The organism is Pseudidiomarina woesei (genome assembly GCF_001418345.1).
Lineage (GTDB): Bacteria > Pseudomonadota > Gammaproteobacteria > Enterobacterales > Alteromonadaceae > Pseudidiomarina > Pseudidiomarina woesei.
Genome location: NZ_LIPW01000002.1, coordinates 333351 through 346290, shown reverse-complemented (window position 1 = coordinate 346290; position 12940 = coordinate 333351). Strand labels below are relative to the sequence as shown.

Annotated in this window: 13 protein-coding genes; 4 read left to right on the top strand and 9 right to left on the bottom strand. The window is 47.9% G+C overall.

Annotated elements, in window-relative coordinates; all coding sequences use genetic code 11:
- The first annotated feature begins 38 nt into the window (after positions 1–38).
- A complete protein-coding gene (locus ASC40_RS05685; RefSeq protein WP_055438810.1) occupies positions 39–413 on the top strand; it encodes a DUF4870 family protein in 375 nt (124 codons plus the stop codon).
- Positions 414–450: 37 nt separating this feature from the next.
- Here ASC40_RS05685 and ASC40_RS05680 read toward each other — a convergent pair whose 3' ends face one another.
- Positions 451–837 carry a YchJ family protein gene (locus ASC40_RS05680; protein ID WP_055438809.1) on the bottom strand — a complete coding sequence of 129 codons (387 nt, stop codon included), beginning with the start codon at positions 835–837 and terminating at the stop codon, positions 451–453.
- Positions 830–1750, bottom strand: a complete 921-nt coding sequence (gene rluF, locus ASC40_RS05675) for a 23S rRNA pseudouridine(2604) synthase RluF (protein WP_055438808.1) — start codon at positions 1748–1750, stop codon at positions 830–832. The genes ASC40_RS05680 and rluF overlap by 8 nt, the downstream gene beginning before the upstream one ends.
- A 196-nt stretch (positions 1751–1946) precedes the next feature.
- Between rluF and ASC40_RS05670 the strand changes: the two genes are divergently transcribed.
- Both ASC40_RS05670 and ASC40_RS05665 read left to right on the top strand, forming a co-directional pair.
- A complete protein-coding gene (locus ASC40_RS05670) occupies positions 1947–2177 on the top strand; it encodes a ribbon-helix-helix domain-containing protein (RefSeq protein WP_055438807.1) in 231 nt (76 codons plus the stop codon).
- A gap of 3 nt (positions 2178–2180) precedes the next feature.
- The gene (locus tag ASC40_RS05665; RefSeq protein ID WP_055438806.1) at positions 2181–2483 is read left to right on the top strand and encodes a type II toxin-antitoxin system RelE/ParE family toxin; all 303 of its coding nucleotides are present in this window, start codon (positions 2181–2183) and stop codon (positions 2481–2483) included.
- On the opposite strand, the gene prpF is transcribed toward ASC40_RS05665, so the two are convergent.
- The 5 genes from prpF to ASC40_RS05640 all read right to left on the bottom strand — a co-directional run bounded on the left by prpF (position 2480) and on the right by ASC40_RS05640 (position 9214).
- Positions 2480–3664: a 2-methylaconitate cis-trans isomerase PrpF gene (prpF, locus tag ASC40_RS05660; protein ID WP_055438805.1), complete on the bottom strand. Its 1185-nt coding sequence runs from the start codon at positions 3662–3664 to the stop codon at positions 2480–2482. The two genes, ASC40_RS05665 and prpF, sit on opposite strands and share 4 nt — an antisense overlap.
- Before the next feature lie 5 nt (positions 3665–3669).
- A complete protein-coding gene (gene acnD, locus ASC40_RS05655; RefSeq protein ID WP_055438804.1) occupies positions 3670–6264 on the bottom strand; it encodes a Fe/S-dependent 2-methylisocitrate dehydratase AcnD in 2595 nt (864 codons plus the stop codon).
- 78 nt (positions 6265–6342) lie between these two features.
- Positions 6343–7467, bottom strand: a complete 1125-nt coding sequence (gene prpC, locus ASC40_RS05650; protein WP_055438803.1) for a bifunctional 2-methylcitrate synthase/citrate synthase — start codon at positions 7465–7467, stop codon at positions 6343–6345.
- Positions 7468–7632: 165 nt separating this feature from the next.
- Complete coding sequence (gene prpB, locus ASC40_RS05645) at positions 7633–8511, bottom strand: methylisocitrate lyase (RefSeq protein ID WP_055438802.1); 879 nt, start codon at positions 8509–8511, stop codon at positions 7633–7635.
- On the bottom strand, positions 8504–9214 hold the full coding sequence (locus ASC40_RS05640; RefSeq protein ID WP_055438801.1) for a GntR family transcriptional regulator: 711 nt from the start codon (positions 9212–9214) through the stop codon (positions 8504–8506). Before ASC40_RS05640 ends, prpB begins: the two co-directional genes overlap by 8 nt.
- Before the next feature lie 202 nt (positions 9215–9416).
- Between ASC40_RS05640 and ASC40_RS05635 the strand changes: the two genes are divergently transcribed.
- Positions 9417–11534: a putative bifunctional diguanylate cyclase/phosphodiesterase gene (locus ASC40_RS05635; protein ID WP_055438800.1), complete on the top strand. Its 2118-nt coding sequence runs from the start codon at positions 9417–9419 to the stop codon at positions 11532–11534.
- On the opposite strand, the gene ASC40_RS05630 is transcribed toward ASC40_RS05635, so the two are convergent.
- Positions 11509–11793: a hypothetical protein gene (locus tag ASC40_RS05630; protein ID WP_141656112.1), complete on the bottom strand. Its 285-nt coding sequence runs from the start codon at positions 11791–11793 to the stop codon at positions 11509–11511. The two genes, ASC40_RS05635 and ASC40_RS05630, sit on opposite strands and share 26 nt — an antisense overlap.
- Before the next feature lie 280 nt (positions 11794–12073).
- Complete coding sequence (locus ASC40_RS05625) at positions 12074–12937, bottom strand: mechanosensitive ion channel domain-containing protein (RefSeq protein WP_055438798.1); 864 nt, start codon at positions 12935–12937, stop codon at positions 12074–12076.
- Positions 12938–12940: the final 3 nt, after the last annotated feature.

The window sequence follows — 12940 nt, the reverse complement described above, 5'->3', positions numbered from 1 at the left end:
TTCATAACAGCTATTCATAACTATAAGGAACAAGGAACATGTCCGACACTATCATTCAAGGCCGAGAACAAGCCGACCAAGCCGCTGCTATGCGATTTGCGGAAAACAAACAGTTCACGCAAATTGTTTATATTTTGCAGTTGGTATCGTTAGTTATCGGTATTACCGCCATTGTCGGTATTGTCATGAACTACATTAAACTCGGCGAAGTGCGTGGCACTATGCTGGAGTCGCACTTCCGCTGGCAAATTCGTACCTTTTGGTTCAGTTTACTGTGGTCAGTCATCGGCTTGATTTTGTCATTTGTCATGGTGGGCTTTTTGGTACTGCTTGCGGCCGTTGTGTGGTGGATTTACCGTGCTGTAAAGGGCCTGATTTACTTAAATGATGGCCGCGCTATGTACGTCAAGTAACTACGCCAAAAAGCACCTCAAAAATGTGGTCGATGAGTTATGCATCGACCACCTCGCCTTCTAGGTAATACCAACGGCCCTGCTCGCGCACAAAATGCGACTGTTCTTCCATCACGCCAATATCATCGTCAACCTGAAAATAGGCTTTAAAGTGCACGTAGCCACGGTTACCGTGGGTTCCCGTGGCAATTATTTGTAGTTGTAACCACTGCGGGTTGTCATCTAGCGTTAAGCCTTCAGGCAAAGTACTTGGGTGCCAGCTGCTGCGCACGTAATCGGCTAACCCGCGGGCATAAGCACTATAACGCGAGCGCATGAGTTCTTCCGGGGTGCGCGGTAGCTTCGTGCTGAGGTGAAACGGCTCACAACATTTGGCGTATTTGCCGCCCCCGCAAGGGCACTTTTTACTCACTGGCTTATTCATATGGCCAGCCCTTTTTGTCAGACTTTGCTGCCGGCTTGTTCGGTGATTTTCCCCGACTCGCCTTGGCCCATGGCGATTTTCCTTGGTTACTGTGAGTGCGTTTGGCAGGTTGTGCTGTACCGTCGGCAGGCTTCTTATATTTCGGCCGTTTGCTTTTATGCCCTTCTGGCGCTAAACCGGTCGAATCGGCAATAGAGGCCATAATGTCGGCCAGTTCGCGCTCGGTTAAATTTCGCCATTGGCCCACCTGCAGCGCACCTAAACGAACATTCATAATGCGCGTACGCTCAAGCTTGCGTACTTCATAGCCAAAATGCTCACACATGCGGCGAATTTGTCGGTTCATGCCTTCAATGAGTGTTAGCCGAAACACAAACGTCGATAGCTGCTGCACTTTACAGCGTTTGGTCATGGTGCCTAAAATAGGCACGCCGTTGGCCATACCTTTGATAAAATCAGGGGTTATAGGCCGATGCACGGTCACCACGTACTCTTTTTCGTGTTTGTTGCCGGCACGCAAAATTTTGTTCACCAAGTCGCCGTTGCTGGTTAAGAAAATCAGCCCCTGAGAGTCTTTGTCCAAGCGACCGATGGGAAAAATGCGCTCTTTGTGGCCGACAAATTTCTGAATGTTATTGCGCTCGGCTGAGTCGGTGGTACTCACCACCCCCACCGGTTTATTTAACGCAATGAACACGAATTTTTCTTTGTTTTGCGCAGCCACTAAGCGGCCATTTACCCGCACTTCGTCGGTTGGCCCTACTTTGTCGCCTACCACAGCTTTACGCCCATTTAAGGTGACCTGCCCTTGCTCAATATAGCGATCGGCCTCGCGGCGCGAGCACATACCGCTTTCACTAATAAACTTGTTCAGACGCACGGCATCTCGTTGCTGAGGTTGATTTGGCTGCATCGGTTTGAAAGTACCTTCAATCAATTTGCTTACGTTAATAGGGTAAGTTTATCAGAATGTACGCCTAAGTATGACCGAAAAGACGACTTTATGAGGTGGCTTTTTTCTGGGGCTAGATTATTCTTAAATTAATTTAATGGTGTAATATTACACCAATAGTGCCAATACGACAGACCAACACCTAAGGACATCAAACATGACCCGACAAAGTATTACACTGACTGAACAAAATGACTTATGGCTGCGTGAGCACGTTGAGGTGACAGGTGAATATGCAAGTAAGAGTGAATTAATAAACGATTTAATCCGCCGCGCGCGCCGTGCAGAAATGCTCAATGAAAAGCTTCAAGCGGCTGAATATAGCGGCTTTACAGATCAGTCAGCTGAACAGATTTTACATGAGTTTAAAGAAAGTCTGAGAAAATAGCCGGTGGCTTCGTATAAGCTATCTCATGCAGCCAAAGCCGACCTGCAACGAATTTATTCTTACGGTTACCATATTTTTGGTGAACACGCCGCAGATGTCTATTTCTACCAATTTTTCGAAGCCTTCGAACGTATCGCTCAAAATCCTTTAAGCTATCCCACAGTAAGTCACATTAGACAAGGCTATCGTCGCAGCGTATGTGGCGTTGATAGCATTTATTATCGTATCAACGAATCAGGCGAGAATTCATTCAGTGTCGAGATCATGGCCATTCTAGGTGGCCATGATCTCGATACTTGGCTTTAGTCGTGTGGTACGCGAACCCAGCCTTCCATGAGTACCCGCGCGCTGCGGCTCATGATGGCTTTAGTGACCGTCCACTCACCGTTCACTTGCTTGGCTTCGGCACCCACGCGTAAGGTACCCGATGGGTGACCAAACACCACTTGATTACGGTCGCCACCACCGGCTGCTAAGTTCACCAAAGTGCCAGGCACTGCGGCAGCTGTGGCAATGGCGACAGCGGCTGTGCCCATCATGGCGTGGTGCAGTTTGCCCATCGACATGGCACGCACTAACACGTCAATGTCAGTGGCGTTAATGGCTTTGCCACTAGACGACACATAGTCAGCTGGCGGTGCCACAAAGGCAATTTTCGGCGTATGTTGGCGCGCGGCGGCTTCGTCAACAGAAGCAATTAAGCCCATTTTCACAGCACCGTGCGCACGCAAGTTCTCAAACATTAGCAAGGCATCGGCGTTTTCGTTAATTGCACCCTGCAGTTCCGTGCCGGTGTAGCCAATGTCCGCAGCGTTGACGAAAATAGTCGGAATGCCTGCATTAATAAACGTTGCTTGTAACTTACCCAAGCCTGGCACTTCAAACTCGTCAACCACGTTGCCGGTGGGGAACATGGAACCGCCCTCGCCATCGTCATCGGCGGCTGGGTCCATAAATTCCACTTGCACTTCGGCGGCTGGAAAGGTCACGCCGTCAAGCTCAAAGTCACCCGTTTCTTGCACTTCACCGTTAGTGATAGGCACATGCGCCACAATGGTTTTCTGAATATTGGCCTGCCAAATGCGCACCACGCAGGTACCGTTATCGGGTATACGCGATGAGTCAACCAAGCCATTGCTAATAGCAAATGAGCCAACTGCCGCGGTTAAGTTGCCGCAGTTACCGCTCCAATCAATAAATGGCTTATCAATTGAAACCTGACCAAACAGATAATCGACATCATGCTCTGGCCGTGAGCTGCGCGACAGAATCACCGTTTTACTGGTACTTGAGGTTGCGCCCCCCATACCATCGGTGTGTTTAGCGTACGGATCTGGGCTGCCAATAACGCGCAACAACAGTTTATCGCGCGCTGGGCCTGGCGTTTGTGCCGCAGCAGGTAAGTCATCCAGTTTAAAAAACACCCCTTTCGAGGTGCCGCCACGCATGTACGTGGCGGCAATTTTTAGTTGTGGAGGGAAAGCCATCGCAATTACACCTCACCCGCTAAAAAGTCTTGGGCAAAGCGCTGCAACACACCACCAGCCGAGTAAATCGACACTTCTTCAGCGGTATCTAAGCGACACTTGGTGGGCACTTTGACGGTGTCACCGTTGGCGCGATGAATAACTAACGTCATTTCTGCGCCTGGCTGTACGTCACCTTCCACATCAAAGGTTTCGGTACCGTCAATGTTCAAGGTTTTGCGCGTAGTACCGGCTTCAAACTCAAGCGGCAGTACGCCCATACCAATAAGATTGGTACGGTGAATGCGCTCAAAGCCCTCGGCAACAATACATTCAACACCGGCCAAACGAACACCTTTCGCGGCCCAGTCGCGTGACGACCCCTGGCCATAGTCAGCGCCAGCGACAATGATCAACGGCTGCTTGCGCTCCATGTAGGTTTCAATGGCTTCCCACATGCGCATGGTTTTACCGTCTGGTTCAACCCGAGCTAGTGAGCCTTGAATAACCTCGCCCGCGTCGTTTTTAACCATTTCGTTAAATAGTTTCGGGTTGGCAAAGGTGGCGCGTTGCGCGGTTAAATGGTCACCGCGATGCGTGGCGTAGCTGTTGAAGTCTTCTTCTGGTAAGCCCATTTTCGCCAAGTATTCGCCCGCAGCGCTGTCTGGCAATATCGCGTTAGACGGTGACAAATGGTCGGTGGTGATGTTGTCACCTAATACGGCCAACGGACGTAAGCCTTTTAAGCTATTGGCCGAGGCAAACGAACCTTCCCAGTATGGTGGACGGCGAATATACGTACTTTGCGGACGCCAGTCATACAGTGGGTTAATTTTTTCGCCATACTCAACGTTTAAGCTAAACATCGGGTCATACACAGTACGGAACTGCTCTGGCTTAACCGCCTGCTTCACAATGGCGTCAATTTCTTCGTCGCTTGGCCAAATGTCTTTCAGGGTGACTGGGTTACCGTTTTGGTCTAAGCCCAACACGTCTTTTTCAATGTCAAAACGAATGGTACCGGCTATCGCGTACGCCACCACTAATGGCGGTGACGCCAAGAATGCCTGTTTGGCATACGGGTGAATACGGCCGTCAAAGTTACGGTTACCCGAAAGTACGGCGGTTGAGAACAAATCGCGCTCAATAATTTCTTGCTGAATTTTCGGGTCGAGCGCGCCGCTCATACCGTTACAAGTGGTGCAGGCAAAGCCAACCACACCAAAACCTAAGTTTTCTAACTCAGGCAAAAGGTTAGCGTCTTCTAAGTACATTTTGACGGTTTTTGAGCCCGGCGCTAACGAGGTTTTCACCCACGGCTTGCGAGTTAGGCCTAGTTTATTCGCATTGCGAGCAATCAAACCTGCGGCAATCATGTTGCGCGGGTTGCTGGTGTTGGTACAGCTGGTAATGGCCGCAATAATCACCGCACCGTCAGGCATTAAGCCGCCTTCTGGTTGCTCAATATGCTTGGCAATACCACGCGAGCTGAGCTCGGCTGCTGGCAATAACGCGTGCGGGTTTGAAGGCCCCGCCAGGTTGCGTTCAACTTTGGACAAATCAAAGGTCAACACGCGCTCGTATTCGGCGCCTTTCATGCTGTCAGCCCACAAGCCAGTGTGCTTGGCATAATGCTCAACCAACTCTACTTGCTTGTCGTCGCGGCCAGTTAACTTTAAGTAATCAATAGTTTGCTGATCAATGTAGAACATGGCGGCGGTGGCACCATATTCAGGCGTCATGTTTGAAATGGTCGCTCGGTCACCCACCGACAAGGCATCCGCACCTTCACCAAAGAATTCAAGGTAAGCACCAACCACCCGCTCTTTGCGCAAGAAGTGAGTAATGGCGAGCACTAAGTCGGTGCCGGTAATGCCAGGTTTGAGTTTTCCTTTGAGCTCGACGCCAATAATATCCGGCAGGCGCATGTACGACGCGCGGCCAAGCATAACGCTTTCCGCTTCTAAGCCGCCCACGCCCACAGAAATAACGCCCAAGGCGTCAACCATTGGGGTATGGCTATCGGTGCCCACACAGGTGTCAGGAAACGCCACGTTGTCGCGCACTTGCACCACAGGTGACATTTTCTCTAGGTTAATTTGGTGCATAATGCCGTTACCCGGCGGAATAACATCAACGTTTTTGAACGCTGTTTTGGTCCAGTTAATAAAGTGAAAACGGTCGTCGTTACGACGGTCTTCAATTTGACGATTTTTCTCAAACGCGTCTTTGTCAAAACCAGCGTGTTCTACCGCTAATGAGTGGTCAACTATCAACTGGGTTGGCACCACTGGGTTTACTTTGGCTGGATCACCGCCTTTAGCGGCAATAGCGTCACGCAAGCCGGCCAAGTCAACCAGTGCGGTTTGGCCCAAAATATCGTGGCACACAACTCGTGCTGGATACCAAGGAAAGTCGAGATCACGTTTGCGATCAATTAACTGCACTAAGCTTGCGGTTAAGTCTTCTGGGTTGCAGCGACGCACCAACTGCTCAGCTAAAATTTTAGATGTGTATGGCAGGCCGTCATAAGCGCCTGGTTTAATCGCTTCTACCGCGGCACGCGTGTCATAATATTGCAGCGTGGTGCCCGGGAGCGGTTTACGAAATTCAGTGTTCATGGCTATGCCTCTTTAGTGAATGAGTGGTTACTACAGAACAGCCAAAAAGAGGCACCGAAGTGCCTCTTTAATCTCTGCTTAACGGTCTTCTAAAGCAGGTACAGGGCGAGGGCCTGGGCCGGTGTAGTCCGCACTTGGGCGAATAATACGGTTATTGGCACGCTGTTCTTTTACGTGTGCAGTCCAGCCGGTTACCCGCGACATCACGAAAATAGGCGTAAACAACTTGGTTGGAATGCCCATGTAGTGGTATGCCGACGCATGGAAAAAGTCCGCATTTGGGAACAGTTTCTTCTCACGCCACATAACCTCTTCACAACGCACTGACACATCGTACAAACGGGTATCGCCAAACTCTTGCGAAAGCTTTTCTGACCACTCTTTAATAATGTCATTACGCGGGTCAAACTCACGATAAATGGCGTGACCAAAGCCCATAATTTTCTCTTTGCGCTCAAGCATGCCCGTTAAGGTTTGCTCGGCATCGTCGGCGTCTTTCATGTTTTCAATGAGTTCCATGGCCGCTTCGTTCGCGCCGCCATGTAATGGCCCACGCAATGAACCAATCGCGCCGGTAACGCATGAGAAAATGTCTGACAAGGTTGATGCGCACACGCGAGCAGTAAAGGTTGACGCATTAAATTCGTGCTCTGCATACAAAATCAGCGAGGTGTTCATCACGTCAGTGTGCAACTTCGACGGCGCTTTGTCGTGCAACAAGTGCAAGAAGTGTGCACCAATTGAGTCGTCGTCAGTTTGGGTTTCAATGCGCTTGCCTTCATGGCTGAAACGGTACCAATACAGCAAAATGCTCGGGAAAGTTGCTAGCATTCGCTCAATTTTGTCGTCCGCTTGGCTGAAGTCTTCTTCCGGCTCAATGTTGCCCAAAAACGAACAACCGGTACGCATCACGTCCATTGGGTGCGCGTCTGCTGGAATGCGCTCTAACACATCTTTCAGCGCCTGTGGCAGGCCGCGTTGCTTTTTCAAACGCGTTTTGTACTCAGCTAACTGGTCTTTGTTTGGTAATTCACCACGAGACAACAAATATGCCACTTCTTCAAACGTGACTTTGTCAGCTAATTCTTTAATGTCATAACCGTAATAGGTTAAACCAGAACCGCTTTTCCCAACGGTACAAAGAGCGGTCTCGCCCGCTACTTGGCCGCGTAAACCGGCGCCTGTCAATTTCTTCTCAGCCATCTTTAACTCCTTATTATTAAAACCTTAAGGCGATATTAGCTATCTGATATTAGATATCAGAAAACCAAGCTCGACTATCGCTCTAATATCCAATATCTATCCTCTAATAGCGCCGTTGAATTTACTCTAATATCCAATATCGATTATCTAATAGCGCTTTTGCGTTTATTTTTTGAACAATGAATCGAGTTTGTCTTCGAACGCGTGATAATTTAAGAAATCATACAACTCCGCACGCGTCTGCATGCTATCGACCACCTCTTTTTGGTGACCGTTCGTTAAAATGCTCTCATACACATTTAATGCCGCTTTGTTCATGGCACGGAAAGCACTTAACGGGTACAGCACTAATTCAATGCCAACTTCGGCTAATTCGTCTTTGCTGAACAGTGGCGTGGCGCCAAACTCAGTAATGTTAGCAAGAACTGGTACGTTTAGCGCGTTAGTAAATGCTTGATAGTGTTCTAACGTGTGTACGGCTTCGGCAAAAATGGCGTCGGCGCCAGCTTCAACGCAGGCTTGGGCGCGCTCAATCGCAGCTTCTAAGCCTTCTTGTTGGAATGCATCGGTACGGGCCATAATATAAAACTGGTCATCAATACGTGCATCTACTGCCGCTTTTACGCGATCGACCATTTCTGCTTGCGAAACGATCTCTTTGTTAGGGCGGTGGCCACAACGCTTCTGAGCTACTTGGTCTTCAATGTGGAAGCCTGCTGCGCCAGCGCGGGTCATTTCTTTAACGGTGCGAGCAATGTTAAACGCTCCACCCCAACCGGTGTCGGCATCAACTAGCAATGGCACGTCGGTAGCGCCTGTAATACGGCGAATGTCTTCGCACACATCGTTTAATGAGGTCATGCCTAAGTCTGGCAAGCCAAATGATGCGTTCGCCACACCTGCACCTGACAAATATAAAGCTTGGTGACCAACACGCTCAGCCATCATGGCTGTGTAGGCGTTAATGGTACCAACAATTTGTAGTGGCTTGTTATTGGCTATGGCCTGGCGGAATTTAGCGCCAGCACTGTGAACTTTAATCATGTTGCTTTCCTACTTGTTGCAGTTTTAATTCGATGTTGCCGCGCGAAGCGGCAATGTGACGGCGCATCAAGAGATCCGCCAATTCGCCATCGCGACTGGCGATGGCATTAATAATTGCTTTGTGTTCGTCAAATGCGCGTGACACGCGTGGGCCATTCATGCCCAACTGAACACGATACATGCGCACTAAAAAGTACAGCTCGTCGCACAGCATGTTAATCAAATACGGGTTTTTGCTGCCTAGAATAATACGATAGTGAAAGTCGAGATCGCCGGCTTCTTGATAATAGCTTTCGCCTTCGCGAACCCGTTGTGACTTCAGGTGCTGGTCAAGCAACGCACGTAACTGTTCAATTTCATGTTCATCCATGTTTTCGGCTGCTAGTCGGCAAGCAAGCCCTTCAAGCTCTTCGCGAATTTGGTATAGCGCTTGTAGCCCTTCTGCCGACAATTTAACGACCCGTGCACCGGCATTTGGTATACGCTCAATTAAATGACAACGCTCTAAACGCGCCATAGCTTCGCGCAGCGGTGCTCGACTAACGTTGAATTTACGTGCTAGCTCGGGTTCGCTAATTTTACTACCAGCAGGCAGTTCACCTTCAACAATAGCGCGCTGCATTTCTAGTAGCAGGCGGTCTGAAGATGTCACCGGCAAGCGCCCTAAAAGACTTTGAAAGGTTTCACCTATAATTGTCGACATGAAAACCTCTTCAATTGAACAATTCAGTTATTTTAAGGGGATATTTTATAAATTCCAAGCTTAAAACCAAACTAATTGTCGACAATTTTGCAAATCGCTTCAAAGTTAAACTAAAGTTCAACTAAAACATTGAACTAAAACGTTGCTAACTACGTACCACGTCGGATAAAAATAGGTTTGAAAAACCAAGGACACAACGAGTATGACCCAACATTGGCAGCAGTTTTTTGACCTCGGGCAGTCTGCACTGCCGCTTATTGCTGGAGAGCATCATGTTGGGCTGGTCATTTTATCATTCGCAATTGCATTACTAGGTGCCTATACGTCGTTGCTTACCTTAGTGCGAGCCAATTCATACAGAAATCCATTATATCGCCACGGTTGGTTGTTTGTGAGTGCAATCATTGCTGGCTTAACAGTATGGAGCATGCATTTTATTGGCATGCTCGCCTTCAAAATTCCCTTAGCAATTGAACATCAGCTAGGGCTCACAATAATTTCCGTGGTTCCCGCCGTACTTGCCAATTGGTATGCGTTAGGGACACAACTTAAGTTGAACCCACAGTACGTGCCGAGCATAACAAAAACCTTAATGGCTGGCGGGGTGCTTGGTATTGGTATTGGTGGCATGCATTATATTGGCATGGCAGCCATGCAATTTAACGGAGTATTGCTCTATCATGTCGGTTGGTTTCTTATTTCATTGGTTGTAGCACTTTCATTGGGTGTCATTGCCATGCTGACTTATCGCAGCTTAGCCCGTTATGAACAGCGCTCGTCGATCGACCGTTTCGCAAGCCGCTTGCTACCCGCAACTGTTATCGCCGTAGCGATTAGTGGAATGCACTACACGGCAATGACCGCAGCGCGGTTTTATGGAATTGTTGAGGTGCAAGGCTCCCACGCTCATTCTAATTGGTTAGCTTATGTGATTGGTTTTGCCACCGTTATTGCAGCTTTTGTCGCTGTTGTGGGTACTAAAGTAGATAAACGCTTGTACTTGCAAGCCAAATCACAACGCGAAGCAAAACAAATCATTCATCACTTAGCAACACAAGACACACTCACTGGGCTTGCCAACCGACAGCAACTGCTTGAGCACCTTGAGAACTTAGCAGTGCAATTTTATGCCTTGGTTATTTTCGACCTTGATAAGTTTAAGACACTTAACAATACCTATGGCGCCTCTTACGGTGATATGTTGTTACGCCAGGTTGGCGAACGCTTGCGCAATCTAGGTGTGTTTTGTGCTCGCATAGGAGGCAATGAATTTGTATTAGTGCTGCCTTGTCCTCACGACCATGACGTTAGTCTTTCAAAGAACACCACCTTGGCGCGCATTGAGGCAATTCAAGAGCAGCTTGAAGCGCCCTATCAACTTGGTCACTTCACCTATTTATGTACGGTGTCAATTGGTATTACGCGCTTTCAGGCTGGTGGCAAGCCAGACATAATATTGGGCGAGGCCAGTCTTGCCCTTGCCCAAGCTAAATTGAATCATCATCATAGCGGTATTGAAATATTTCGCCCTGAATTAGCCGAACAAGCAGCGCAGCGCATTGCCTTAGAAACGGATTTACGTCAGGCCTTGAAACACAACCAATTGCAGTTGTTTTTACAAAGCCAAGTGAACATTCAAGGTGAGGTTGCAGGTGCCGAAGGGTTACTGCGTTGGCAACACCCACAACGAGGTTTTGTCTCACCAGCTGAATTCATTCCATTGGCAGAAGACACTGGTTTAATTATTCCTATTGGCCGTTGGGTTATTGAGCAGGCCTGCGTCATACTTAAACGATGGCAAGAACGTGCTGAAACACAGAACTTAACACTGGCAATTAACGTCAGTGGTCGACAATTTCAGCAACCAGACTTCGTTGATAATCTAATCCGTCAAATTCAACAAACTGGTATTAACCCGAACCAATTAAAACTTGAAATAACCGAGAGCTTATTACTGCACGATGTTGAATTAGTGGCAGAAAAAATGAAACTTCTGACCGAGTTTGGGGTTCACTTTGCAATTGATGACTTTGGTACTGGTTATTCGTCATTGTCGTACTTAGCTGAATTACCGTTTGAAACACTCAAAATTGATATTTCATTTGTCCGCGACATGTTAACCCAACCCTCTATGGCTTCTATTGTAAAAGCCATTATTCAGCTTGCTGAAAGTTTACAGCTAACAACGGTTGCTGAGGGCGTAGAAACGCACGAGCAAGCAGCCTATTTAAAGCAACTTGGCTGCCATACGTTTCAAGGTTTTCTATTCAGCCGACCAACACCAGCAGAGGTTTTTACTCAGGAGCGCCATAAACGCTGACAGCCAATCGACGGTTTGTGTCATAGTACACGTTATAACCAACAGACACGCGTTTTTTGGCTGCACTGCTGTCCGTTTTAATAACCGCAGCGCTACACAAAACTTCGCCCGTTGCGAAATTAGTTCGTAACGTATGCACACGTTCAATTTTTATTTCTTGCATGGTTGGCGCTTGGTTCTTGATAACGCGCACCACCTCATCGACGGCTTTGTCAGAACCGCAGCCGGGGGTAAAATCCGCGCATGCAGCCGTCGACAAACAAGCGACCATAGCACTTGCTGCAATTCGTGTACGTTGAAAACCAATGATTACCGCATAAACCTCTACATACTCACTGCAAACTTAGCGGCAAACTATGCCGCAAACTAGGCAGCCGAATTAGTTGGAGTCCTTTCCTAGTGCTGTATCCCTACTCATCTATCGGGAGATAGATAACTTTTTATAAACATTCGTATATTATGATTGACACCGGAAAAGCATAGAAATCTTTGCAATGAAAAGCAATATAACATTCGCTATTTAGGCATGTGCCAAGGTGTTAGTTTTTCTCAGTAACTCGGGTAAACGTATTGTTTTGAAACACATCATTGAGTATCGATTGCTCCATATAACTACGCATTCCAGATTTGGTAGGGAAACGAATAATTAGATGAATTTCGCCCGCGGCAGGTACAGATATTGTTACTCGAGGTTCGGCTGAGGGAACGTCAATACCGCGGTGATCACTCATACGCTGCATGTAACGCTTCGCTTGTTCCACATAATCTGCACAATGACGATTGGCCGACTCTAACAAAGCCTGTTGCGCGGCAGGCCAGTCATCTTCACGCTTAAACGGAACGGTAAAAACGTGAAGTACAAAGTCATGGGTGTAGCTTTCATTCACCACAGGTTCAGACACAAACAACGAATTAGGAATCGCTATCATGCGTCCGGTGCGTTGATGAGAAAACTTGCCAGGGCCAACCTCTAAAATAGTGGTTGCCAGCAAATTCTGATCAATCACGTCACCGCGAAACTCTTTTATTTGAATACGGTCACCGATACTAAAAGCACTTCCGCCCGACTTTACTAGACTGCCGGTTAAGCACATAATGAGTTCTTTTGTGGCCACCACAAAGGCCACAGCTATCGCTACAATACCCAACGCTAACGTACGCAGCTCTTCAGCCCAAATTAGCATTAAGCCAAGCACCATGAACAATAAAAGAACATTCCGCGTCTGCACTAACCAGCGCCGGCGTAGATCGGTAGCTTTGACACTTTTTCGAATAAATTTGGCTAAAATTGCTCGAATAAGCAAAATTGCGGAAATAAGAATTAACGTCGCAATAACCGGACGAAACAGTTGCTCGGAAAATTGAAATTCATTGAACAAGTTTGTTAGTGAGTCCGTATACATGGT